Annotated in this window: 22 protein-coding genes; 6 read left to right on the top strand and 16 right to left on the bottom strand. The window is 44.8% G+C overall.

Going from position 1 to position 25,529, the window contains the following annotated elements; genetic code table 11:
- Window positions 1–6: 6 nt before the first annotated feature.
- The 7 genes from MHI38_RS02570 to MHI38_RS02540 form a co-directional block, all read right to left on the bottom strand.
- Entirely contained in the window at window positions 7–900 is an 894-nt protein-coding gene (locus MHI38_RS02570) for a carbohydrate ABC transporter permease (protein ID WP_154888804.1), read from the bottom strand.
- Between the two features lie 14 nt (window positions 901–914).
- A complete protein-coding gene (locus MHI38_RS02565; protein ID WP_154888806.1) occupies window positions 915–1,829 on the bottom strand; it encodes an ABC transporter permease in 915 nt (304 codons plus the stop codon).
- Window positions 1,830–1,906: 77 nt separating this feature from the next.
- Window positions 1,907–3,643 (bottom strand): extracellular solute-binding protein, encoded by a 1,737-nt coding sequence (locus MHI38_RS02560; protein WP_341180908.1) that lies wholly within the window; start codon window positions 3,641–3,643, stop codon window positions 1,907–1,909.
- Window positions 3,644–3,930: 287 nt separating this feature from the next.
- Window positions 3,931–5,373 carry a response regulator transcription factor gene (locus MHI38_RS02555; RefSeq protein WP_341180907.1) on the bottom strand — a complete coding sequence of 481 codons (1,443 nt, stop codon included), beginning with the start codon at window positions 5,371–5,373 and terminating at the stop codon, window positions 3,931–3,933.
- Window positions 5,366–7,081 (bottom strand): sensor histidine kinase, encoded by a 1,716-nt coding sequence (locus MHI38_RS02550; protein WP_154888812.1) that lies wholly within the window; start codon window positions 7,079–7,081, stop codon window positions 5,366–5,368. The genes MHI38_RS02555 and MHI38_RS02550 overlap by 8 nt, the downstream gene beginning before the upstream one ends.
- Before the next feature lie 287 nt (window positions 7,082–7,368).
- A complete protein-coding gene (locus tag MHI38_RS02545; RefSeq protein ID WP_186809652.1) occupies window positions 7,369–8,220 on the bottom strand; it encodes a DegV family protein in 852 nt (283 codons plus the stop codon).
- A 177-nt stretch (window positions 8,221–8,397) separates the two neighbouring features.
- Entirely contained in the window at window positions 8,398–9,312 is a 915-nt protein-coding gene (locus MHI38_RS02540) for a LysR family transcriptional regulator (protein WP_341180906.1), read from the bottom strand.
- Between the two features lie 53 nt (window positions 9,313–9,365).
- Here MHI38_RS02540 and MHI38_RS02535 point away from each other — a divergent pair, with 53 nt between their 5' ends.
- From MHI38_RS02535 to MHI38_RS02525, 3 genes are all read left to right on the top strand, one after another.
- The gene (locus MHI38_RS02535; RefSeq protein WP_341181895.1) at window positions 9,366–10,295 is read left to right on the top strand and encodes an alpha/beta hydrolase; all 930 of its coding nucleotides are present in this window, start codon (window positions 9,366–9,368) and stop codon (window positions 10,293–10,295) included.
- Between the two features lie 170 nt (window positions 10,296–10,465).
- Window positions 10,466–10,786 (top strand): transposase, encoded by a 321-nt coding sequence (locus MHI38_RS02530; RefSeq protein WP_341180905.1) that lies wholly within the window; start codon window positions 10,466–10,468, stop codon window positions 10,784–10,786.
- A gap of 20 nt (window positions 10,787–10,806) precedes the next feature.
- Window positions 10,807–11,646: an IS3 family transposase gene (locus tag MHI38_RS02525; RefSeq protein WP_341181894.1), complete on the top strand. Its 840-nt coding sequence runs from the start codon at window positions 10,807–10,809 to the stop codon at window positions 11,644–11,646.
- A gap of 145 nt (window positions 11,647–11,791) precedes the next feature.
- Here the strand turns inward: MHI38_RS02525 and MHI38_RS02520 are convergent, their stop codons facing one another.
- The 5 genes from MHI38_RS02520 to MHI38_RS02500 form a co-directional block, all read right to left on the bottom strand.
- Complete coding sequence (locus MHI38_RS02520; RefSeq protein ID WP_154888822.1) at window positions 11,792–13,177, bottom strand: erythromycin esterase family protein; 1,386 nt, start codon at window positions 13,175–13,177, stop codon at window positions 11,792–11,794.
- 201 nt (window positions 13,178–13,378) lie between these two features.
- A complete protein-coding gene (locus tag MHI38_RS02515; RefSeq protein ID WP_154888824.1) occupies window positions 13,379–13,876 on the bottom strand; it encodes an SMI1/KNR4 family protein in 498 nt (165 codons plus the stop codon).
- 83 nt (window positions 13,877–13,959) lie between these two features.
- A complete protein-coding gene (locus tag MHI38_RS02510) occupies window positions 13,960–14,115 on the bottom strand; it encodes a hypothetical protein (protein WP_186809654.1) in 156 nt (51 codons plus the stop codon).
- 92 nt (window positions 14,116–14,207) lie between these two features.
- Window positions 14,208–15,821 (bottom strand): xylulokinase, encoded by a 1,614-nt coding sequence (locus tag MHI38_RS02505; RefSeq protein WP_154888826.1) that lies wholly within the window; start codon window positions 15,819–15,821, stop codon window positions 14,208–14,210.
- Window positions 15,822–16,190: 369 nt separating this feature from the next.
- Window positions 16,191–17,369 (bottom strand): MFS transporter, encoded by a 1,179-nt coding sequence (locus tag MHI38_RS02500; protein WP_154888828.1) that lies wholly within the window; start codon window positions 17,367–17,369, stop codon window positions 16,191–16,193.
- 123 nt (window positions 17,370–17,492) lie between these two features.
- Here MHI38_RS02500 and MHI38_RS02495 point away from each other — a divergent pair, with 123 nt between their 5' ends.
- Both MHI38_RS02495 and MHI38_RS02490 read left to right on the top strand, forming a co-directional pair.
- A complete protein-coding gene (locus MHI38_RS02495; protein WP_341180904.1) occupies window positions 17,493–18,383 on the top strand; it encodes a LysR family transcriptional regulator in 891 nt (296 codons plus the stop codon).
- 42 nt (window positions 18,384–18,425) lie between these two features.
- Complete coding sequence (locus MHI38_RS02490) at window positions 18,426–18,989, top strand: GNAT family N-acetyltransferase (protein ID WP_341180903.1); 564 nt, start codon at window positions 18,426–18,428, stop codon at window positions 18,987–18,989.
- Window positions 18,990–19,037: 48 nt separating this feature from the next.
- Here MHI38_RS02490 and MHI38_RS02485 read toward each other — a convergent pair whose 3' ends face one another.
- Together MHI38_RS02485 and MHI38_RS02480 are read right to left on the bottom strand one after the other, a co-directional pair.
- Window positions 19,038–19,391, bottom strand: a complete 354-nt coding sequence (locus MHI38_RS02485) for an SH3 domain-containing protein (protein WP_154888834.1) — start codon at window positions 19,389–19,391, stop codon at window positions 19,038–19,040.
- A 59-nt stretch (window positions 19,392–19,450) separates the two neighbouring features.
- Window positions 19,451–20,098, bottom strand: a complete 648-nt coding sequence (locus tag MHI38_RS02480) for a TetR/AcrR family transcriptional regulator (RefSeq protein WP_154888836.1) — start codon at window positions 20,096–20,098, stop codon at window positions 19,451–19,453.
- 114 nt (window positions 20,099–20,212) lie between these two features.
- On the opposite strand from MHI38_RS02480, the gene MHI38_RS02475 reads away from it, so the two are divergent.
- Complete coding sequence (locus MHI38_RS02475) at window positions 20,213–21,781, top strand: FAD-dependent monooxygenase (protein WP_154888838.1); 1,569 nt, start codon at window positions 20,213–20,215, stop codon at window positions 21,779–21,781.
- Window positions 21,782–21,855: 74 nt separating this feature from the next.
- On the opposite strand, the gene MHI38_RS02470 is transcribed toward MHI38_RS02475, so the two are convergent.
- Together MHI38_RS02470 and MHI38_RS02465 are read right to left on the bottom strand one after the other, a co-directional pair.
- On the bottom strand, window positions 21,856–23,448 hold the full coding sequence (locus tag MHI38_RS02470; RefSeq protein ID WP_341180902.1) for a glycoside hydrolase family 43 protein: 1,593 nt from the start codon (window positions 23,446–23,448) through the stop codon (window positions 21,856–21,858).
- Between the two features lie 81 nt (window positions 23,449–23,529).
- Window positions 23,530–25,527 carry a YjhG/YagF family D-xylonate dehydratase gene (locus MHI38_RS02465; protein WP_308721772.1) on the bottom strand — a complete coding sequence of 666 codons (1,998 nt, stop codon included), beginning with the start codon at window positions 25,525–25,527 and terminating at the stop codon, window positions 23,530–23,532.
- Between the last annotated feature and the right edge of the window lie 2 nt (window positions 25,528–25,529).

The raw sequence follows: 25,529 nt of genomic DNA, 5'->3' as shown, positions 1-25,529 counted from the left end.
AGGATGTTATTCCTTAACCGATCCAACAACGATCCCGGTTACAAAATACTTCTGAAGCAGCGGATAAATCAGCAGTAGTGGAATAACAGCAACGACGATCTTGGCTGCATTTAAATTTTTGTTGGATATCTCCGTCAGGCTGCTGAGCTCGCTGGAGTTCGTTCCGGCTTGGAGCAGATCCGCAATATTGACGTTAAGTGACTGGATATAGGTCATGAGCGGATAGTTGCTTATTTTCGTCATATAGATCAACCCGCTGAAGAAGTCATTCCATGTACCCACGATACTGAATAAGGCGACTGTTGCAAGTGCGGGAATGGATACGGGAACGTACACTTTGAATAAAACCTGAAGCGGATTGGCTCCGTCAATGAAAGCTGCTTCCTCAAGTGCTTTAGGAACGGCTGAGAAGAAGTTCATGACCAGAATGACACTGAATATGGGTACTGCTCCCGGCAAAACAAGTGCCCAGATTGTATTCAGCATGTCCAGATTTTTAATCAACAGGTAGCTCGGAATCATACCGCCACTGAACAGCATGGCAAAAATCATAATGTTCATATAAATGTTTCTGCCCTTGAACTCTCTTTTGGATTTGGACAACGGATACGCCATTAGAATAATCAAAATCATGTTCAGCGCGAGCGAGAGCGCCACACGCAGAATGGATATGCCGAAGGAGCGCCAGAACTGGGCATCATCGATAATTCGGATATACGCAGCTGTTGTAAAATGAACAGGAACCAGACCGACGGCGTTCGCGGATACCGCTTCGCTGCTGCTGAAGGAAATCGCAACAATATTCCATAACGGCAGAAGGCAGATCAGCGCAAGCATAATGACGATGGCATAGATGCACACCCGGCCCATTCGATCTTTGAAGTTTGCGGAATAAGACACAGACGTTTGCCTCCTTAGAATATTTTACGATCGGTATATTTTTTGGCGAGCTGATTGGCAGATAGCAGTAGGATGATGCCGATTACGGACTTGAACAGACCTACAGCCGTTCCGAAACTGTACTGTCTTCCGACCAGACCAATTCGATAAACATAGGTATCGAGAATGTCACCTGATTCATAGACTACCGGATTATAGAGATTATAGATTTGGTCAAAACCGGCGCTTAATATATTCGTCAGACTCATCACACCCATGAGCAGAATAATAGGCAGCATGCCTGGGAGCGTAATATGCCATACTTTTCTCCACCAGCTGGCTCCATCCATACCTGCAGCTTCGTATAAGCCTGGATCAATTGACGTAATGGCTGCCAAATAAACGATGGAACTGTAGCCGAATTCCTTCCACACATCCGTCCCAATAATCAGCGGCTGAAACCATGTGTTGCTGCCTAGAAAATTAATGTGCTGCAGTCCAAAAAAGGCCAGGATCTGATTCACAATGCCATCCAGACTGAACATATTAACAACGACGGACGCGAGCACAACCCAGGATAGAAAGTGCGGTAGATACACGATCGTCTGGACCGATTTTTTAATCGTTTTCATCCGAATTTCATTAAGCAGTACGGAGAAAATGATCGCCATTAATGTGCCGAGCAGAATCTTGCCCAGAGCGATCACCAGTGTATTGCTAACCACTTGGGCAATATCCGGGAGCTTGAACATATAGATAAAATGTTTTAACCCGACAAATTCCGAGCCGAACATGCCTTTGGCAGGAATATAGTCTTGAAAGGCCGTAATCACACCAACCATCGGTATATAGCTGAATACAAGCAAAAACAAAATGCCCGGTATCATCATCATATGGTACATCGTACCTGAGCGGATGCGGCCATCTGTCTTGTATACTCGTTGTTTCATGAAATTCTCTCCTCTCCTTATGAAGAAAGGCTGCGCATTCGGATTTCGCGCGCAGCCCTGCAGCTATCCATAGATGATTATGGTTTTGCCCCGATCTCGGCTTCAATTTCTTGAATAATCTGCTCACCGCCTTGTTTTTTCCAATTGCTCACGAATGTGTCGAAGTAATCGAGCGGTTCTGAACCGGTTACAATTTTGATAAATGACTCCTGTTCCAGCTTGGTCAGGTTAGCCCATGTCTGTTTCATGCTTGGGGTCGTTCCCGAAAAAGCAGGAGTGATCCACACGAACTTGTCTTCTTTGGTCAGCTTGTCAATCAGTCCCACACCGTTAATGCGCGAGTGGTATTTCGACCAAGCTGTAGTATTATCCGTGTCCATATCACTCAGATATGTTTTGATGCTGCCAATATTGTTTTTGGATTCGGTTGTACGTACCTCATCCAGGCTGATCTCTCCCTTAATCCCGCGAACAACGTCCGAATAATCGTCCAGCAGCGATGTAGCCGAGTTAACTTCAATATTGAATGGGCGGGTGGAACCGTCCACGCCGGTCTCTTGATACTTGGCCGCTTCCGGCATCGTTGTGGCCACGTCTTTGTCATTGGCCAGCTTATCGTAGAACAGGTTCACAATTTTCACCGCAAGTTCGGGATGCTCGTATCCTTTTCTCACCACAATAAATTGATTGGAAGGATTAGCATGTGCGACGTTAACCTTACCATCTGCATCCTGCAGTGCATAAGCTGAAAATTTAGCGTTTTTATCCATCTGTTTGACGCTGATCAATCCCCAGTCAGGAATATGCCAAGGTCCGAAGGCAATGCCGCTCTGCCCGTTTGCATACAGCGCGGTAATATCGTCAAATGTACGAGTTCCGAATTGAGGATCGATGATTCCTTCTTTAAACCAGTCTGCCATAATTCCGAGCAGCTTCTTCGTTTCTTCCGTCGTTGAACCGTAGAGGATTTTACCGTCGTCTCCTCTCATCCAATACTGCGGAAATGCATGCTGCGTTGAAGCTGCTCCCAGCATCGTATACGCAGAGCCATTATAATCCGTTGTATTCAATGTGTTAACAAAAGGAATGCCGACCGGATTGCCGGATTGTCCCGGATCTCTTTTCAGGAACTCCTGTGTCGTTTTCTCTACCTCTTCCAGTGTTATGGCTCCGTCTCCATCGGCATCAAGCTTGATGCCGAGCAGATCCACCCAGTCTTGGCGAACCCAAACCATCGTTGGCGCAGAATCCAGGGAAGTCGCGGGAAGTCCCATCAAACGTCCGTCAATCGTTGCGTTGTCCAACGCGCGGCCATCGTAGGAATCGTAAATTTTCTTAATCTCATCCGTGGCATATTGATCATAAATGGTTGTTAAATCCTCGATCAGATCATTGTCAACCAGTTCCTTGAGCTCATCTTTGGAATCGACACGCATCATATCGGGCAGTTCCCCGGATGCAATCGCAAGCGAGACTTGGCGGCTGTAATCCTCACCGTTCGCTTCAAATTGATCTGTGATTTTGGCATTAAAGGTGTCTTTGACCAGCCGGGTATAGGCGTTGTTCTCATACGTATCTCCCGCGGGCAGCTTAGGATTAGCCGTGGTCACTCGTCCCATCGTTACGTTTATTTCGTCTTTATACGCACTGAATGGATCGCCCGGTGTTACTTCATATTTTCCTGCTTCCTCTGCAGTAGGAGCTTCTGTCTTGGCTCCACATGCTGCCAAGGCAGCAACCATCAAAGCAGACATCGACAGCACAGCTAAACGTTTGGTGAACAGATTGCTTCTTATCGATCGTTTTGTTCTCATCTTGTTAGATTCCCCTTCAATCTGATTTCGTTTTTTGTGTACGCTTTCATTATAAGGTGGACTCCGTTCCTGCCGGGATAGGGATTACACGCCCCTTTAGATAGATTAATGTTAACAGTTCTCAGGTGGAATTCCCTTATACCATTCGCCTGTGAACATTCGTCCTACCTGCTGTCATCCATTTGTCTACCCGCCCCTGTGTTTACATTTGAAAAGAAAAGCCGGCAGCTCCTTAGTTAAGAATACTGTCGACCTGTAAAGATGACCTCGCTTATCATTTTGAAATTTTAAGAATGTAATGAATTCTCTGTATCCGATCTGTTACTTCGTTGCTCGCCAGCATGTCGATATTCGCTTGGCAGCAGACCTGTCATTTCACGAAAAATCCGGCTGAAATATTTCTCATCCGTATACCCGACTTGCTCCGCAATCCAGGAGATGGTGTGAGGTGTACTGACCAAATATTCTTTGGCTTTCTCTACCCGAACAAAACGGGAATAATCATTAAAGGTGCGTCCCATCAGCTCTTTGAAGCATTGACTGAAATAACTTCGGCTGATGTTGAGCTGTTGTGAAAGCTCCGAAGCAGTGTGTGCTTGAGTCAAATCATGTTGTATGATAATCACCGCATTTTTTACAGCCTCTATAATTTCAGGTGAATACGCCTGCTGTTGATCAGCCTTCTGAATATTGGCAGCCGTCTGCTTGACCCAGGCCTGCACTTCGTGCCAGGAATGAAATGAATGGATCATGGTGATTTTACCGAGTGAGGTGTGAGCAAATAAGCGATTCCACTCCATGACAATGAAATAAAGCAGTCCGGTTAGCTGCGCTTTCTGCAGCTGCAGTGCTTTGAACTGAGCAATAAGCCGGTGATAGTCCTGCTCCCGGTGTGCCCAGGCTGTTTGGAACCAGCTTTGCTTCATCCGGTCCAGTTCTTCATCCCGGGGTTCTTCTATCTGCTGGTGCTCATCCTTCATCGTAAGATGCATGACTTGCTGATCGGGAGAGTAAGCGTAGAATAACGCCGTCTCCGTGTAATTTATAATCCAGTTTTTAATCTGCGACCACGTTTGTCCCTGTACATCAGACAGTACTAGTAGTGTGCTGTTTGGAGCTTGAAGCTGTGTTTTCTTAACCAGTTCAAACACCTGCTCTTCCTGTTCCTTACGTGCTGCCCACATCCAGCTGTTCCGTTCAATTTCCCATCGAACCTCAGAATGGTCAGTCGAATGCAGCTGATCGCCCCACGACGGTTCGGATTTGCGATCCTGTGATATAAGAGCATACACGGTTGAATAATGAACATTGGTTTCATCGAGTGAAGGAAGCTGGCGAACAATCTTGGCTGATCCGTTCATCCGTGTATGGATGCGCTGCAGCACATGCTCGAACTGCTCTTTTTCCAGCTGCACTTTAGCGATATAGTCGATTGCGCCCAGCCGAAGTGCTTCCTGGATATAATCGAAATCCTGATGCAGGGTTAACACCACAATATGAAGCTCCGGATAGAGCTGCTTCGCGGCTCTCATCAGCTCAATGCCGGACATCACCGGCATCGCCAGATCCGTCAGCATCAGATCAACGGGACGGGACTGCAGAAACTCCAGCGCTTTATGTCCATTGCTCGCTTCCCCTATAACCTCCATATTGAATTCATTCCATGGCATCGCTGAGCTGATACCTTTGCGTACCAGTTTATCGTCATCAACAATCAATACTTTAATCATAATGAGTGTCTTCTCCTTTTATAGGCAATATCAACAGCATAGTTGTCCCTGTTCCTGGTTCACTGTGAATGACCAGTTGTGCTTGATTACCATACTGGGCCTGCAACATACGATGAACATAATTGAGTCCAATGCCCATTCCTACCTTTTCCTGTTCGGCTTCTCGATTGTTCAGCAGTTTCTGAATCGCTTCCTCACTCATGCCTGCGCCGTTATCCTCGATCAAAATGTTCAATGTCGACGTACAGGTGACCTCAATCTGAATAAATCCATCATCGCTCAGCCCATGATAGAGCGAATTTTCGACCAGCGGCTGCAGAATGAAGCGGGGTACGGGAATCTGAAGTACCTGTTCATCTGCGGTAATGCGCACATCGAATTCAAAGTCATAGCGAATCTGCTGAAGAATCAAATACTGTCTTAACGCATCAAGTTCTTCCTGCATGGTGGAGACTTGCCCCAATTTACCAAGGTTGTAATAGAGCAGCTTGTTCAGTGCCTGCACCAGCTTATCAATCTCTCCTTGTCCGTTCATTACTGCCAGCCAGTGCACTGTATCCAGGGTATTCATCAGAAAATGTGGATTGATCTGATAGAGTAGCTTCTCTACCTCCAAGTCAGCACGGATCTTTTCTTTCTGCTGTACTTCCTTAAACAAGTCACCAATCTGGTGCTGCATATTGGAAAACTCACTGAGCAGAAAATCAAACTCGGGAATCTCCGTACGAGCCTGACTGCCTGTCGTTTGCGGATTACTCGACATGCTGTTGATTTCGGAATGAAACAGACTGAGAGGTCTGTACACCATCTTCCAGAGCAGCCAAGCAAGAAATACGGTAAAGCCTAGAAAAAATAAAGCAACCAGCAGAATTTGGACCAGCCATTGATTTTTCTCTTGTTGGTATTGATCCTGTGAAATGACGGATACAACACTCCATTTTTGCGGAGAACTTGTCTTAAACCAGTGATATCCTCGCGATATTCCGTCTTGGGCAGATGCCTCAGTCAAGGTGTCGAAATTCTCTCCGACACGAATGGTCCCGGGGATTTCGCTGTAGACGGTGTTTCCTTCGGCATCAAGGATGAGATGGGATACGGTAGTGTTGTGCTGATTGGCACCAAGAATATCCTCACTCAGACGGAAGCCGGATTCAACATAAATATACACATCTTCTCTGCCTGGCAGCTTTACCTTTCGCATGGCGGACAGAACAAGCTCGTCATTGAACCGATTCATACTGATGTGCGGACTGTGATATTGGATGCCATAGGATTGAAAAAGAGCGGGTAGCGATTCGGGAGAAAACCGATCCTTGATCGGAAAATTACCGAACTGCGTCGTGCCTTCTTTTTGAAAATAATACAAGGTCAAACCGATGTTAGGATTGGTGAACGTAACAACACTTAACTCACTTTTTAATTCGTCTCTCGCTTCGATTAATTCAAAAATATCAGAGGAGGGGTTCAGAAATTGCTGCAGTCTCTTGCCCGCAGTGCCGCTGTATGATAATTGCTGGGTCACGTGATTCAGGTTGGTGATTGAGTTTTCCAAAGAGGAGTTAACCTGCTGCAGACTGCTTCGGATGCCATCATCAATTTTATTGGCGAAAATCGAATCGATCGTATAATACGAAATGGCAAAAATACTGATAAAGGGGATAAACGCACTGAGGAAAAACAACAGAAAGATTCTTTTCTTTAGTGTCATGTTGATATTCTCCTTGCTAAATGAAACAGCAAGCCTCCTGCCTGCGGAAGCTTGCCTTTGCTTTCATAATTATAAAAGGTTATCTAAATAAGTCAAACGCTTTCACGCCAAACAGGCCGCTTGAAGTTGTCGTTTTCGGTTACATTCAAACCTTGAGAAGGTTGACGCAATCTAGCCAAAAGAACGCCTTTCTGGTACTTTTTCAGGCAGCCAACATTTAAATTCATTTCTTATCTAACATAAAAAAGCTCGTTTGGATTAAACCAACCTGAGCCTTTTCATGGGAATTATAAGTCAACATAACTTACAGCGATTGAATTTGGACCTGTATGGGAGCCGATAACACATCCGCCCTCAATAATGATGATTTCTTTAAAATGGTTGGTTTGCAGCAGAGATGTAAGAAGCTTTTCAGTCATTTTCTCGGCAAAAGTCTGAGCGATTACGAGTACGTTTGGACAGATCTCATTTTTCCGTGTAACAATCTTTTGTACAACCCCGTCCAAGGCTTTCTCCATTTTCCCGCGGTACTTCTGTATGGAGCGCACCTCTCCCTGGATGATATTCAGCACAGGTCGCACTCTCAGTACATTAGCAATAAGATGTTGTAAACTGCTCACCCGCCCGCCTTTATGTAGATAATCAAGTCGGTCCACTAGAACCTCAATATGGACTTTCTCTCTTACATTCTCGATATCTTTAATGACTTGCTCAAGCGAATGTCCGGCTTCAAGTGCTTGCGCTGCACGTATAACCAACATGGCATAGCTCGCTGATAAGTGCATCGAATCCACGATATGAATTCGACCAGCCGGAAATTCAGATGCTGCAATATGTGCATTTTGATTGGTGGAAGACACCTTGGATGACATACTGATGAACAAGATTTGATTGCCCTCGTTAAGCTCTCTTTCGAAGACAGGAACAAAATCGGAGGGTGACGGCGCTGCTGTTTTGGGAGTGATCCCTTCTCGATCCGAACGTTGATATAACTGTCCTGTAGTGATTTCTATGTTATCCTTATATGATTCTGTGCCCATAACGACATATAGAGGTACGACACTGATATTGTACTTATCCATGAGTTCTTTTGATAAATCTGATGTGCTGTCAACTATTATTTTAATGTTCTGATTCATTTTCATAGTTACATCAATCCGATCTTATAGGATTTTGAAGCGATAAATAAAAAACAATATCATTTGATAATAAAGTATATCATTTTATGATGTGAGTCAAATGTACTTAACAGATTAGGGATAACGCAGTCAGATGTTCACATGGATGTGATCAGCCTCGCATACCAGGTATGCAGCTCATTCCGATTGGGGACTAATATGTTTAACCAGATCCGTCAGCTTGGTTGTAAATTCTTTAACCATTTTGGGAATCGTTTCATCCGTTCTTGTGATTCTGCCCAATATAGCTGTACCGTCCGAGGTGAACTGATGTATAGGAACGGTGACTAACTGCTCCTGATAGATGGAAGACAACGCAGTTACGATAAAGTCGGGAGCAATAGTAACTGCATTTCCCTTAACAACCATCTGACACAGAGCATCTGTGTTGTTGGTGATTAAAGATATACGGTTACCATCACTGGCAGACATTAAATGGTGCGCTATTTGTTCGATATGTTCATCTTTATACAGAACAAACACCTCATTTTTCAATACTTGAGGAGATATCGTTTTGTAGAAACGCAGGGGCGATTGCGTATTCATGATTAACACAGCATTGCCTTTAACGATAGGAACCCATTTCAATGAAGTATTCTGCTGGCTTTTACTGTAAGAGAGCAATCCCATGTTGGCGTATCCATCCTGAACGTGTTTCATTACGGTTTGGGTATCTCCTTCGATCATCTGAACTTTAAGTGCGGGATACGTATGCATAAGTTCTAACGTAGCTTGAACCACTTGAGGAACCAAACCTGGAATGGTGGAGATCGTGATGCTCTCGATATGTTCTTCTTTAAGGCTGAGTAAGTCATGATGCATATGATCCAAGTTGTTGAGTATAGCTGCGGCATGCTGCAGCACGAGCTCTCCTTCTGCCGTGGGCACAACTCCCTTTTTGGTACGATGAAAGATAGTGGTGTCTATCTCTTCTTCCAATTGTTTAATGGACTGACTGATCGTTGGAACTGTGAGATGATGAACACTTGCGGCCTTTGTAAACGAACCACACTGTGCAGCAGATATCAGATATTGCAGCTGTGAAATATTCATTCTATCCTCCATATCTTTAAATAATTATTTAGGATACTAAATTATATTTAAATATCATTTATGATTATATTCAAGTATTCTTTATACAGGAGGTTGATATTATGCGAAGCATTCGAAGTTTTCTAGTAGAAATGCTGCTGAAGATGACGAAACAAAAGCTTGATGCAAAAGAATTTATGGAGCAGCGAAGAAAAATTAACAGCATCCCTTATGAAGTACCTGCCAAACTTAAACATAAGTATAATATAACGAAGGAACGCAGCCTCCCGGTAGATACGTATGTGTTGAAATCTGATTCACAATCGGACCGTCGGATCGTTCTATTTTTGCCTGGCGGAGGATATGTTGAGCAGCCCTTGACATGGCATTGGCATTTTTTGAACCAACTGAGGAAGCAGTTACATTGTACGGTGTACGTCCCTGTTTACCCTAAAGCACCGAACTATCAGTATATGGACGCGATTGAGAGTGTTCTCATGGTTTATCAGCATCTATTAAAAATAGCTAAACCCGAAAACATCGTCATCATGGGTGACTCTGCAGGTGGTGGCCTGTCACTAGCCTTTGCGCAGTATCTATTAGAACAAGGACTGCCGCAGCCCAAGGACATTATTCTGTTGTCACCCTGGCTTGATATAACATTAAGCAATCCGGCAGTACTCGCCATGATCGACAAAGAACCTATGTTGAACTGGGATATGCTGGTCGAGGCCGGGAAAAGATACGCCGGTGAAACTCCGCGCTCCCATTACTTGGTCAGCCCCATCCATGGAGAGATTAAAAATCTGGGTAAAATTTCATTATTTATTGGAACACATGAATTTTTCCTTCCGGATGCCCGCAAATTCAAAGAAAAAGCAGCCCGCCAATCCGTTGATATCAACTATTTCGAGTATCCAAAAATGAATCATGTCTTCCCTGTATTTCCGATACCTGAAGCGAAAAAGGCGCTTAAACAGATTGTAGACATTATCCAAAAATAAGCAGAAGTAACAATAACATTTTAGAAAAAAGACATTTGTAAAAAGTCTAGTCTAAAACTAAATTAAATTAAAAAAAGCCGCTATATGGTATTATCCCCTTTAAGTAGACACTTAAAAAAACCTTCATGTTATCATGAGGGTTCAAGTGACACTTGGAGGGGATATTTTTTATGGCGAAAAAAGGACAAACATTTCAGACGTACACTGAAGAATTCAAATTGAATGCAGTAAGATCTTATGTTGAAGGTTCTTCAAGTTACAAAGTGATCGCTGAACGTGAAGGAATTCGAAACTGTTCACAACTGAAGGTCTGGGTGAAAAAGTGGAAAAACGGAGAAGCGTTCGATGAACGAAAAAACAATGTCCCGAACCCACTGAAAGGGCGTTCCCGTACTGCTTTTGGTAGTGTAGAAGAAGAACGAGACTATCTTCAAGCACAGGTAGATTATTTAAAAAAGCGGTATCCAAATCTAGTAAAGGAGAAGCGCTAAGCCAACGGGAGAACTACCACATTCTAGATGAACTGCGCGGCTTGCATGGGATTACACGCCTATTATCGATTACGGGGATACCCCGATCGAGTTACTACAAATGGCGAGCCACCCAGACGCAACGAGACGCAAGAGAGGCTCGTGATCGCGAGATCAAAGAACAAATGATGGCGATTCATTTGGCAAACCGAGAGTTTGGTTATCCTCGCATGACTACAGCATTGTGGGAGGCCGGTCTGAACGTTAATCACAAGAAAGTGTGGCGAATCATGCGGGAACTATCGATCCAATCCGTGATTCGTAAGAAGCGAAAAAAGTCCAGTTATACGCCATCTATTATCTATCCGAATCGTCTGAAGCGCAAATTTCATGCCACAGCACCCCAGCAAAAGTTGGTGACTGATATTACCTATATTTCGGATGGGAACGCATTCGTTTACCTATCTGTCATTCAAGATCTGTTTAACAACGAGATTGTCGCTTGGCAGTTATCTAAACGGAACGATGTTCAACTCGTATTGGATACGGTGGAGCAATGGACACAAAAAAGAGACGTTTCGGAAGCCGTGCTCCATTCGGATCAGGGCTTCCAGTATACGTCTCAGGCGTACAACTCGCGATTAGAAGCATTCGGCGTCAAGGGCAGCCACTCTCGCAAAGCAACCTGCCTGGATAACGCATGCATCGAATCTTTCTTTTCGCATCTCAAAACAGAGAAGCTGTACCTTAACCAGTGTAATTCAGAAGCCGAGATTCGACAAGCCGTGGAGGATTACGTGTACAATTACAACTACCGACGCTTTCAAGCCAAACTCAGACAGCGCGCACCGATTGAATATCGATGCGCGCTGGCAGCATAGCTTTTTTTCATCTGTCTACTTGACAGGGGTATGACCAATAGAGCGGCTTTTCCAAATGTCCTGAGCACTTTCCTTCAATTACTCGGCTCGTTTAGTTCGTTAGGTATCCTTAGATTTTTTGCAAAAATTAGATTTTGTGCTAATTCTACTTTGTTGAAGGATGAATGTCGCGGATCAACAAGATTCCGTCATATTGATCGCGAGGAATCATCTTTTCATCCAATACGCCCCACGCCTTGGCTATACGAGGTGTAAACATCCATTCCGTCGCTGGGCTTAATTTTTGGTCTCTCATGTTGATAAATCGGGCTGCCTCCATTTCCGTTCCTAGAATATCTTCCAGGCTACCCTTATCATGAGATTGAACCTGTTCCTCTTCGCCATTATTTTTGGATGAGCTTCCTTGGTAAGCAAATAAACCGATTACATAATTAGCTTGCTTCAGTGAATAAGGCAGAAGCTCCCCCATGGTGGGATATGGATTCTCGTCAAAATCATAACCGTTATGCTCTGTGATCATCGTAGAATTGTGTTTACGAATGTGATAGTTATGTCCCCATACGATCATTTTTTCATTGGGATATACCGTTTTGGCAAGCCAAGTCAGGTTATCGGCCATAACGCGATCACGTTCATAACTCGCCATTTGTAACTGCTTCTCAGGGTCAATTCCAGCAAACATGTTTATGATGTGTGGATGATAGCTATCCAGCATATCCAAACGGTTTTGCAATACACGTTCAATCAAGGGTACCAAGTCGGATTGTTTTGGCTGTGCTTGATGTAATTCATCTTGATTTTCGCTTACGAATTGCTGAAGAGCTAGATATTTTTCTTTAATCTTCTTTTTCTGCTTGTTGAATTCATCCATGTCGGTAATCGTGTTCATTTTCAGATACCATTGTTCCGTTTGAGCAAAACCGCTCGCTTTACTTGGATCGACTTGGGCGAACCAATCTTTGATGAACGTGATAAAAGACTCCTTTGGGCCTTGTGCGTCGAATCCAGTTAAAATCAATGGATGATCGGTCTTGCTCTGCTCTGCAATGTATTCAAACAAGGGCAAGTTTTCTTTGACCTGCCACACACCAAAAACAGAATTTTTCATCAATTGTTCCGGCGTCGACTGATGTACCTGAGAATACGCAGTAGCTGTATCCGAAAGATTAGACTCGAATGCGATGACGTTAAATCCTAATTCCTCATGCAAAAATTGGACTAGCCGCACTTTCATCGAATTGTACTCAGATGCACCATGCGAAGCTTCGCCCAGACTAACGATTTGTTTATCCGCTAAAATAGAATTCAAAAACTTCAAATCATTGTATTCATCCTCTTTTTGCAGTTTGATCGATGTGATCGTTTTGGCATTTGTACGAACGTGTTCTTTCCAGATTAGATCGGAAGACATAAGGCTCTCTTGTCCCTCTTTAGAAGATCCTTCCATATATGCCGTTGCACTCACAGACACCATACTTAAGCTGCAGATTACTGCTGTAGATAATAAAACCTTTTTGTACCATGGATTCATTAGGCTGACACTCCTTCTGCTATGATGAAGTTCAGCTTAACATTCTCCGTTTAAAACCAGTCCACGTGATGTTTAAGTTTTGTTTAAGAATGGTAACGGTATAAAGATCATGGAAACTCAAAAAAAGCAGCTTCACCTAAAGACTGTGCTCCCATGTTTACAAGTCGTATAACCTGTGGGTGTAACTCTGCAGTCAACTTCTTAGTAAAGTTTAATCGAATCGGACATTATTTGTCGTAAAAAATGATGCAAATTGTCTGCGATTTTGTTAACCTCTTCAAACTCAGGTTCTTCTCCTCGTACAATAGAGCCAATCTCATTGTTTAAATCAATGGCATAAAAAGAATATCCATCACGAACAGACATCATAATCGGCAGATACTTCTCCCACCATGTCGTAATTTCTAATCGCCACGCCTCATCGTCCACTGCTGCATCCAGGCTGATTAATTCAAATTCATTCCAGTGAAAGTCCGAATCAGAGCTATTGTTGTAGTCTGCCTCACACAGGAACCACGTCTGCTCGCTAGGTGTCATACATTGGTTGATTACGCGCAAAAACGCTGTATATTCCGCGGGAATATCCGAGTATCTAGTGAGTAAACGAGGATCCAGATGGAGGTCACGTTCGGATTTAAGAGTTACAATCCATCCGTTTGACTCAGCCCAAGTCACAAATTCCAGAATCGTTTTATTCATAACGTACATCGCCCCTATCGTACAAGATTTTCCTCCAGAACGTTTGAGCATAGTCTAGTCCATCTGAAAAATAAGAGCTACAGTTAACCTTCATCCTTAAAATGGAAATGTTCGTGATGGATTGAATCCATTCCTGCCAGCTTCCCCGTTTTTTTGTGGTAAAACGCAAAGTTATGATTCAGCGGCATTCGCAGCAATTGATAATTGTGATCTCGGGGTAAAGTGTCGATTTCTTTCACGGCCTCCTCCCTCGTGCTGTACATGCCAATAGGAAAAAAATTAGGAAAGTGTGCAGAGGCATCTACTGCGAATATTCCCCAAACGAATTCAGTCAATGGATTTCATCTCTTTTCTGTAAATGATCGCCTGCTGCTTGCTCAATTGCTATTCCTTTCGTGTACCTTTCCATAAAGCGGTTGAACCCGTTCACATCAGAAATGTCCGGATCAATCTTCAGGGCTTCGATGTCTTTGAATACTTTCAGATGGAGGTAATCTGTCAAACTTTCGTTTTTCTCCTTACAAACCATATAGGAAGCCAATACGGCTATACCCCATGCACCACCCTCACCAGCAGTCGGCATGACAGATACCGGAACGTTAAGTGCAGCCGCACACATTTTCTGGCCAACGAAGGGCGTCTTGAATAGTCCGCCATGTGCCAAGATCTGGTCAACCTTTACATTCTCCCTCTGCGTTAAAATGTCCATTCCGAGCCTTAATGTGCCAAACGCACTGAACAGATGCGTCCTCATAAAATTAGCGAGTGTAAAGCGGCTCTCTGGAGAACGAACAAATAACGGACGCCCCTGAGTCATACCGGTAATTTTCTCTCCCGAATAGTAACCATAACTTAGCAAACCGCCGCCATCCGGGTCTGCTTCGAGGGCTTTATTAAACAGAACATGGAACAAGTGACTGGCGTCAGCTTTATATGCTAATGCTTCATAAAACTCATGAAAAATTCTGATCCATGCATTGATATCACTAGTGCAATTGTTGGCAAGAACCATACCAACAGGACTTCCATCCGGTGTAGTCACAATGTCAATCTCGGGATACACCCCTATATCTTTATCCAGAACAATCATAGCAAAAATAGATGTTCCTGCGGATAGACTGCCGCTACTTGTATGGATACTATTCGTAGCTACCATGCCTGTTCCTGCATCCCCTTCCGGAGGGCAGAACGGAATGCCTGCTTGTAGATCGCCAGACGGGTCGATGAGACGTGCACCGGCTTCATGAAGATAGCCTGCATGTTCACCAGCCGAATAAACAGAAGGTAAAAGATCTTCAAGTTTCCATGGGTAATCTTTATGGCTAATGAATTCGTTGAACTGCTCAATCATCTCTTCATTGTATCCTCTGGTCATCCTATTGACCGGGAACATGCCCGAAGCATCGCCCACACCGAGCGCTTTATTACCTGTTAGAAGAAAGTGCATGTAACCCGACAACGTTGTCATATAGTTAATGTCCCTTACATGTTCTTCATCGTTTAAGATGGCTTGGTAAAGATGCGCAATACTCCATCGCTCCGGAATTTTATATTGGAACTCCCTGGTTAAGAATGTTGCTGCATGACTCGTTGCAATATTACGCCAAGTCCGAAATGGAACTAACAATTCTCCCATGCTGTCCAAAACAAGATAACCCTGCATCATGCCGGATAGTCCGATGGAGCCTATGCTGCTCAGCGTTACTTCATAATGCATCATAACCTGCTGTTTCAGTTTAGCGTACACTTCTTGCAACCCTTGAATTATCTCATCAAGATGATAAGTCCAGTATTGATTGTTCCATTGATTTTCCCATTCGTAGCTGCTGGAAGCAATGATGTCAAATTTGTTATTGATCAGAACAGCCTTGATCCGGGTTGATCCAAATTCAATGCCAAGCGAGGTTTCTCCGCTGACAATCGCTCGTTTGAGATATTGATCCATTATGGCTCTGCACCACCTTTTACTTGAACTTGGTGTGATAATAACATGTTTACAACACTTTGTATATTGGATAAACTAAGTATCGCCAATGAGAAGTAAAAAGACATGCCCAATGCTCACTTGCCTAAGATGGATCTAAACAACACTTTGGGCAAATGAAATTAAGACATGTCTCACAAAAATACGATTATTTTTAATTTATGGAGTACTAATGAACAGGCACGGATGAGCCTAATCCTGCACCCTTCTTTTCTGATAACAGAGATTCAAGATTCGTTCTGCGGCGATTTGTACTATGAATTTGTGTAGGATCTGTAACAGCTTAAGCGCTCTAATTCAATGATGAACCTGATTTTGGTAATTTTCTTATCAGCTTTTTTGCGCTTCATTACCCTTAGGAGCTCCAACAGCTTTTCTCCCCATGTTCATGGATAACTGTACACTAATCATTAGCATTACAATGACCAGCATGGCAATAATGGATACGTTAAACCGTCCGCTGAGATCAAAGATCCATCCAATAACAAGTGGACCGAAGGCACCCATGATATAACCTCCCATCTGTGACATTGCTGACCACGACCCTGCTTCCTCGGCCGTATTTGTTGCCATAATGGGTAGCATCAGCGCTAGTGGAAACAATCCACCAGCCCCGATACCTAGAAAAATAACGGCTGGTAGCATGGGCACAGGCAACAAAAGTAACACTAAACCGATGAGTTCTGAGACACTACACAAGACAAGCCATAGTTTGATCTTGCCTGAACGGTTTACAAGATTCGGAATCAGTAATGCAACAGGAACTTGAATCAATGTAAACACGGTCAGAAGCAACGCTGCGTTTGGTGCGCTGTATCCGAAGCTAAGAGCGATTGGCGAAATCCAAGCTGTCAAGCTATAGAACATGCTGGCCATGAAGCCAAAAAACAAAGTGAATTGAATCGCTTTTTTATTACCCAGAGGCAGTTTAACGCGTTGTGATCTGCTGCTGGAGGGTTTGTTTTTTCGAATGAGTAAGGTCCAGAAGATCACAGCAATGAAACCAAAAGCGGCCCAGCAGGACAAGGCTAGTGAAAGATTGTGTTGATTTTGATTATAAATCGGAATGGTTAATCCGGATGCCAATGCTGCCCCAATCGTCATCGATACGGAGTAAATACTCACTATGCTTGGGCTTGCCGGGAAATACTTTTTAATAAAACTTGAAAGTAGCGGTCCCGCAAAGCTGATGCCGATCCCTCCGACTAAGGCGGTAGCAAGTAGTAAAGTAACAGATTGATCTACACTGCGAAGTGCAGTGGCGAGTGTGATAAGCAGAAGCGAGAGAAAAATAGTTCGCTCCAAACCGAGCCTCTGACTTAATGTGGTGGCGACAGGAGCAAATAATCCCATACACAGGACAGGCAGTGTGGTCAGAAGGCTTGCTGTTAATGCGCTTATACCTAACTCGGTTTGAATCATGCTCATCATGGATGCGACAGAAGTAATGATAGGTCGCAGGTTCAATGCCGCAATAAATAGAGCGATTAAATATAATGTTTTTTTCATGGTTCTTTTCCTCCCGGTTCTTCTTGAAGTCACTTTGAGTATACGTCCGCTCTAACCATTGATCAATCCAATAATTCGTATTATTATGATAGTAAAATACTATTATTAAACGAGGAGAAAAAGATGGATACTCGAAATATAACGTATTTTATGGCCGTCTTTGAGCATCTTCACTTCACAAAAGCCGCAGAGATTCTCGGGATTTCACAGCCTACATTAAGTCAGCAGATACGTCTGCTGGAGGCTGAAGTCGGTATGCCTCTTTTCGATCGGATTGGCAAAAAAGTTGTGACAACCGAGGCTGGAAGGCTGCTCCATCAATACGGAATGAAAATGATTCAGGCTGAAATGGATGCAAAAAGTGCGATTCAAGAACTTGTATCTGAGAAGCGTGGAACGGTCCGGCTTGCTGTGTTACCCTCTGATCTTGATTTTCAACTTGTTCCGCTGTTTGTTGAATTCAAGACTCGGTACCCTCATACGAAGCTACAGGCTTTTTCAACCATTTTCGTTCGAGACGAAGTACTAACACATAAAGTAGATCTTGGTATTGGTCTTCGTGGTCCCAAGGACAAGCGCCTTGTGCAGATTCCACTGGGAAGTGAGCCTTATGAACTGTTTGTTCATGCATCCAGTGATCTTGCAAAAAAACATGAAATAACCCTGGAAGAATTGACCCGGCTCGCGCTGGTCATGTATCCCAAAGGGTATATTGGCAGAGATTTGGTGGATGAGGTTTTTCGGGAGCAAGGCTTGGAGTTAACTACGGTTATGGAAGCAGGTTCTGCTTCTTCCCTATTGCAACTGGTAGCTGCAGGTATTGGTGCAACGATCCAGCCAAGAGAACTGTTAAAGCAGCATTCTGGCTGGGAAGATATCGTAACGATTCCCATTGTTGGGCCTGCACCTGTTCGACACATGGAGTTGACCTACTATGCGGATCGATTCATTAGCAAAGCGCAACACCAACTAGCGGAGTGGTTGATTGAATTTTTTAAATCGAAAACGAACTAGTGAAAAGCGAAAATTCGAAGAGAATAAATGAGGTTTTATAAAATGGAGAAATCGAAAGACGTATTTGCCGTTTCGGAGCGTTTAGTGATTCGAAAGTTCGGCATGCAAGACGTTCAGTCCTTCTATCAATACCGCTCTAATCCCGATATTGCTCGCTTTCAATCGTGGGAAAATTATACGCTCCAAGATGCAGAATCATTTGTCGGCCATCAATTAGAATCTTTCCCTGATCAGCCGGGTAGGTGGTTTCAATATGCGGTTGCTTTGGCTGCGTCTGATCAGATTATCGGAGATTGTGCGATTCATACACTTGGAACCGAACCTAGAATTGTCGAGCTTGGATGTACTCTCGCGCCTGAGCATCAAGGGAAAGGATATATGCATGAAGCACTTTGTGCCCTACTTGACTATATTTTCGGTACACTGAACAAACATAAATTGATCGCTTTTTCCGATGTGCGTAACACAAAGTCTATTCACGTTCTGGAACGTTTGGGCATGAGACGCGAAGGACATTTGCTCGAAAATTACATGTCCAAAGGTCATTGGATTGATGAGTATCAATACGCGATTTTGCAATCGGAATGGCTAAACATGCGTAAGTAATCTTTGTGAAGAAATGGGTTGTTCCATTATGACGTAGAACCCAACGGGTCATTGTTCTAATGGAGTGATGACTTTGTTGGGCACCCAGCCCTTCTCCCCTTCAGTTGTATGTACATAGCTCCATTCGTTTAGTTCTCGTTCTTTTTGCACTACCGTACCTGGAGCCACGTTTAGTTCGTATGCTGAGTAGTCTTCTTGTACTTTTGCCATTTGTTCTTCATTAGGCGTGCTCAGTATTTGCTTGGGTACCCAGCCACGCTTCTTAGACTCGATAGATTCACAAAAAATCCAGTTCGGAAATTCAGTATCTTCTTCTCCGTAATGAACGATATCTCCCTTAGCCAGAACAATAGGGTCTGGATAATTGGACTTATGCGGGTGAATCACTTTGTATTGCTTCATATGTACTCCCTCCAGAATGTAATTCTTTAAAAAGTGAACCCAACGATCAGGACAATTCTTCATTTTTTATAATAAATGATGTGTTGCCCATAGGCGCGAAGAAAGACACGTACCCCTTCAGTGATGATTCGCTTGGTTTGTTCATCCTGAAAATTTTCAATTTTTTTCGGTTGATTAAATACCATTAAAAACGTTAATGCGGCGAAATGCTTTGTAGCCAGTTCAGGATCGGGCACATGAAGAAGTCCGTTTTCTCCCAACTCGGTAAACCTCCTGATTAGCCCCTCCTCTGTTGCATTGTCTAACTTTTCTAAAAAAGAGATGGGTAGGTTGGCTTCTTCCATCGTAACCAGACGGATCAAAGCACTGTAATCAGAAGAACCGTTCGCAGAAGCTACGAATTGTTCACAGAAGGATATAAGAGCCTGCTCCAAATCCTCGAATTCCGAGAGATAGTCTGTTATTCCTTGTTTGATCATGTCCAAAACCGCCCAACTTGTGTCTTCCACAACAGCAAGCAGCAAGTTTTGTTTGTCACCGTAATAATCATAAACTGTCCTTTTCGAAACGCCTGCTTTAGCTGCGACCGCATCAACGCTGGAACGATCAAACCCATCTGAGAGAAACAAATCACGTGCCGCCGCAATAATTTTCGCTCTTTTGTCAGAAGAGCCTTTTCGTACTTTTTTGTTTTCCGTAGTATTCATCCTTAAGCTTCCCCCCTAAAACTATACTATCAAAAATGAGTTCCTCTTTACAAACTACACTGCACGGTGTAGTTTAGTTATATAACCTATCCATGATCAAGGAGGAATTTATTTATGAACACGCCGCAGTCTTTTGTTGATGTTCTTATTGTTGGGGCTGGGCCTACAGGACTGACACTCGCCTGTGACCTTGCGCGTCGAAACGTAGACCATCGGATTATCGAACGAAGCACCTCGTATAACTTAGCGTCCCGTGCCAAAGGAATTCAGCCCCGTTCGCTTGAAGTCGTTGATGATTTGGAAGCCGTTCGTTACATTATGGAAACCGGTGTCGTAGATTTACCTGTCCGCTATTATAACGAGGATGGCAGAAGTATGGTTAAGCCCTCTATTACCGTTGCAGCTAGCGCTGAACTGGGTTCACCCTATCCAGATCCGGTCTGGATTGCTCAATTTGATGTGGAAAAGGCGCTACGTGACCGATATGAGATGCTTGGCGGTAAAGTGGAGTTGGATATGGAAGCTGTAGGACTTGTTCAAGACTTGGAGGGTGTGCAGGTAACGGTGAATACACCAGAAGGAAAAGAGCAAATTCATGCCCGTTATGTGGTTGGCGCTGATGGTGGGAAAAGTAGTGTTCGCAAATTTATCCATCATCCATTGGTCGGGAATACACACGATCATGAACGCTGGTATCTTGGCGATGTACGTTTGGAAGGACTAGATCGTTATCATATCCATATCTGGACTTCGCCGGAGGGGATGGTCGGAGTAACGCCATTACCGAAATCCGACATTTGGCAACTGCAAGCTACCATTCCGTCAGAGATTAAGGAACCGGAAAAGCCATCGTTAGAAGTGTATCAGGATATGTTTAACCGTCGGGCAGGTGCTGGGCATGTTCAGTTTATCGATGCCTCCTGGCTATCTATCTACCGGATCAACGTGCGAATGGTTGAATCTTACCGCAACGGTCGGGTTTTTCTTGCCGGAGACGCTGCGCATGTTCACTCGCCAGCCGGAGGGCAAGGCATGAATACCGGGATGCAGGACGCCTACAACCTAGGATGGAAACTGGAATCCGTCATACGCGGAGCAAACACCACCTTGCTTGACACCTATGATGAGGAACGTCGTCCCGTAGCACAAGCGGTGCTTGAGGATAGCACCAAAAAAATGGGAGCGATTCTAGGGACAGTGACTGAACGTGGAGCATTATCCCAATCCTTAAGTACCGTATCCGATGATCTAACGAGCGGACTTCTTATTTCTTATCGTTCAAATTCTCTTACCCTCCCCTCTCATCAAGCCAATGTTACCCGTTCAATGCCTGGAGATCGTGCTCCTAATGCCAAGGGTCTGCAAAGTGCTGAGTTCACAGGAGATGTCTTTGACCTGTTGCGCGGCCCACACTGGACTCTTTTCGCTTTTGTAAACCGTACAGACCACCTTTCTCTAATGGACTTCACTTTTGATGAACTCCATACGCACTGCATTGTGCCATCACATGTCGAAGGGGAAGAATGCATTATTGACGCAGCAGGTAATGCCTATCAAATGTACGATATTACAAGCGAGACACTTTTATTGATTCGTCCTGATGGCTACATCGCATTACGCACTTCCATTGAGGACAGCGCACAGATTCTACAATACCTGAACTCTATGTATCACGCGAACTAGGTTATCCGCTGTAAACTTCTGTCGCTCAACCTAAAGATGGCCCCCGTGAAAACAGGAGCCATCTACATCGTTTTTTATGATGTAGAATAACGAAAATAATCAAAATCAGCATGTTTGCGGGTTCCACCCAGATCTTGCACACAAAGACCAATATAGGTTCCCGTGAACCGGATGTATTCCGGGGATTCATCGCATAGATGGGTAATATCCGTCCACTCACCGATCTGTTTCCATGACGCTTCACGATCTCCTAACGCATAGTAAAAGCAGGCACGATCATGATGGACGACTACTTTTAAACGAATTGGATTACCTGTCTGTAGCGGAATATCTTCCTCCAAAAGCTCATCATACACCCCATATTTAGACTGAAGGATGCCAATGCACAGTCCCTTCTCTTCTTGATGCGTCACCCTAAGGTAAAGGTAATCCTGCGTATCGTAATAGAGGATCAGTCCAGCCATCTGCTGTGGATAATCAGGCGCAAATTCCAGACACGTTTCAGCTTCACACTCGAAAGCCTCGAGTCTGCGAGCAAGCAAGCTTTGTCTATGGGTTGAACTCATCGATTCCATCCCATACAAACGTAAATAGCCAGGACGTTCCTTCAGTGTCAGCCAAGTGGCGTCCGGCGGGATACGAAGAGTGTTCCAGTCGTTACGAAGCTCGCTCTGATCAAAGTGGTCCATCTCCGCTGACGGCTCAAACTGCTGAGGCTTTATATTCGGTGCGGATACTTGAAGTTCTGGATATCGATCCCCGCTTACAAGCCTTAACCACCCATCCTCGCTCCACGTACAGCGCTGCAGAGCCGTTTCACGTCCAAGGACACAGTGTTTCTCCTGAACAGGTCTGCCCACCAGATGTGCCATGTACCATTCGCCCGTGTGCGTCTCGACGAGACATCCGTGACCTGCCTTTTGCAGTGGTAAATCCGTTCTTCCGTGTGATGTGAGGATCGGATTGTTCGGATCAACTTCATACGGGCCTTGTAATGTACGTGAACGGGCAACCGTCACAGCATGCTCATAACCTGTTCCGCCTTCAGCGGTTACTAAATAATAATAACCATTGTGTTTATAAAGATGTGGTGCCTCTGTCAGTCCCAGTTCTGTTCCTTTAAAAATGTTGATAGCACTTCCGACCAGCTTCTGCTCCTGAACCGAATACTCCTGAAGTACAATACCTGCAAAGCGGTTTTTGCCCTTACGATGATCCCAAATCATGTTTACCAGCCACTTACGTCCATCTTCATCATGAAACAGAGAAGGATCAAAGCCGCTGCTGTTCAGATAGATTGGTTCAGACCATGGCCCTTCGATATTTGTTGCGGTCACGAGGTAGTTGTGAGTATCTTTAAAAGCACCTATTCTACTCTTCACATCCGTATATATTAGATAAAACATACCGTGATCATAGCTGAGACAAGGTGCCCATACGCCTCCAGAGTTGATATTCCCCTCCATGTTTAACTGGGATTTTCGCGTCAATGGTGAAGGTAACGCATGCCAGTGAACTAAATCCTTGGAGTGATGAATGCGGACACCTGGGAACCACTCGAAGGTGGATGTGGCAATATAATAATCTTCTCCTGCCCGGCATATGGAAGGATCGGGATGAAAGCCGGTGAGGATTGGATTGGTAATCATGGTTGTGGTTGTATTCATGAAAGCAACCTCCGGTAAAAGTAATAGCTATGAAACATTGCTGGCTAGCACTTGGTAAAAGAATGCGTTGATTGCAGGGTCTCAGTTCCAACCGAGCGCCTTTTTGCCAGCCTCAAGTGCAGTTATGATGCGGTCTACATCGTATATATTCCCTCTCCAGGTGCCTCCACTGACCGATTGCAGCGCTGCCCACAAGCGTGTATCGTCAGGCAGTGCTTGGTCTGGTCGCATATCCGGATGAAAAGGCCGCTGTGCCAGGATCAATGCTCCTTCTTCGGGAGAAACTTCGATCCCTTCCGCTCCGACAAAATTAACACTTCCATCCAGCGTGTTCCGATCTACGACAATGTCAATTAAATCACCGTTTCGCAACTTTCCGATGGGACCGCCGGCAAGCGCTTCCGGTCCAACATGACCAATGCATGCACCGGTAGATACACCGGAGAAGCGGGCATCGGTAATGAGCGAAACATATTTTCCAAAGGAAAGATGTTTAAGTGCAGAAGTAAGTTGATACGTTTCCTCCATCCCTGTTCCAGATGGCCCACGTCCAAGCAGGACTATAATATCACCCGCGACTATTCCACCTGTTTTAATTGCACGGATGGCTTCACGTTCAGTGGTAAATACCTTGGCCACCCCCTTGTGACGATATACTCCTTGTTCATCGAGTACATCCGGGTCAATGGACGTAGATTTGATAACAGAGCCTTCGGGAGCAATATTGCCCGTTGGAAATGTCACAGTAGAGGAAATGCCCAGCCGCTGGGAGTGTTCCGCACTCATAATGACACTGTCCGGATCGATGCCATCGACCTCTTGCAACTGTTTTCGCATAACATGCCTGCGCTCGGATGACTCCCACCAATCCAGGACGTGACTCAAGGATGTGCCTGTTACCGTCTTCACAGACTCATCCAACAAACCAAGTCGTCTAAGATGGAGCATAACTTCTGGCACACCACCGGCCTGGAAAATCCGAATGGTCGGGTAGAAAATAGGGCCATTAGGGAGCGCACTCACCAGTCTCGGAACATGTTTATTGACCTGAATCCAGTCCTGTACATTGGGCAGGGTTAAACCGGCCGCATGTGCAATGGCAGGAATGTGAAGAAGTAGATTGGTGGATCCGCCGAAGGCTGCATGCACTACCATGGCATTACGAATCGATGCATCGGTGATAATGTCCGCCATTCTCAACCCTTGAGTCTCCATCTGGATCAGTGCACGTGAGGATTGCCGAGCCATCTCAAGCCAGATCGGTTGCCCTGAAGGGGCTAGAGCGGCATGAGGCACAGTTATTCCCAGTGCCTCTGCTACAACCTGCGCGGTTGCCGCTGTTCCTAGAAACTGACAGCCCCCGCCCGGGGTAGCGCAAGCCCGGCACCCTAACTCAGACGCCATCTCCAGTGAAAGCTCTCCGCTTGAGTACCTTGCACCGATCGTCTGAATTTTCCCGGCGTCTTCTCCATCCGTAGGCGGAAGAGTTACACCGCCAGGAACAATAACACCTGGCAGCTGCGGCATACCCGCCAGAGCAAGCATCATTGCGGGCAGTCCCTTGTCACATGTCGCCACGCCTAACACACCTTTGCGTGTGGGCAAAGATCGAATCAATCGGCGAAACACCATCGCAGCATCATTTCGATATGGCAGGGAGTCGAACATGCCGGTTGTTCCTTGTGATCTGCCGTCGCAGGGGTCGCTGACATAACCGGCAAACGGAATTCCGCCGCGGCTGGACAATTCATCTGCCGCTGCTTTCATCAGTAGTCCAACTTCCCAGTGGCCCGTATGATAACCGAGTGCTGTGGGACTGCCGTCCTCATTGCGTATACCACCTTGCGTACTTAAGATCAGATACTGTTTGCCGTTTAACTCTCCAGGCTTCCACCCCATGCCAACATTCTGGGACATGCCGAACAAGTCGCCACTTGGCGCATTTCGCAGTAAATCATCGGTTAGAGGCAGACGCCCTTCCACCCCGGGAGCATGGGCTTGAATCGTGAAGAGGTCAGATTGATTGTTACTCAGATCAGGCGAATTTTCACCCATAATGGATCGAATCTGTTCGTACATGA

The organism is Paenibacillus sp. FSL K6-1558, from assembly GCF_038002565.1.
GTDB classification, from domain to species: domain Bacteria; phylum Bacillota; class Bacilli; order Paenibacillales; family Paenibacillaceae; genus Paenibacillus; species Paenibacillus polysaccharolyticus.
Note: the sequence above shows the minus strand (reverse complement) of the source record. Positions and strands in the feature narration are given on the sequence as shown.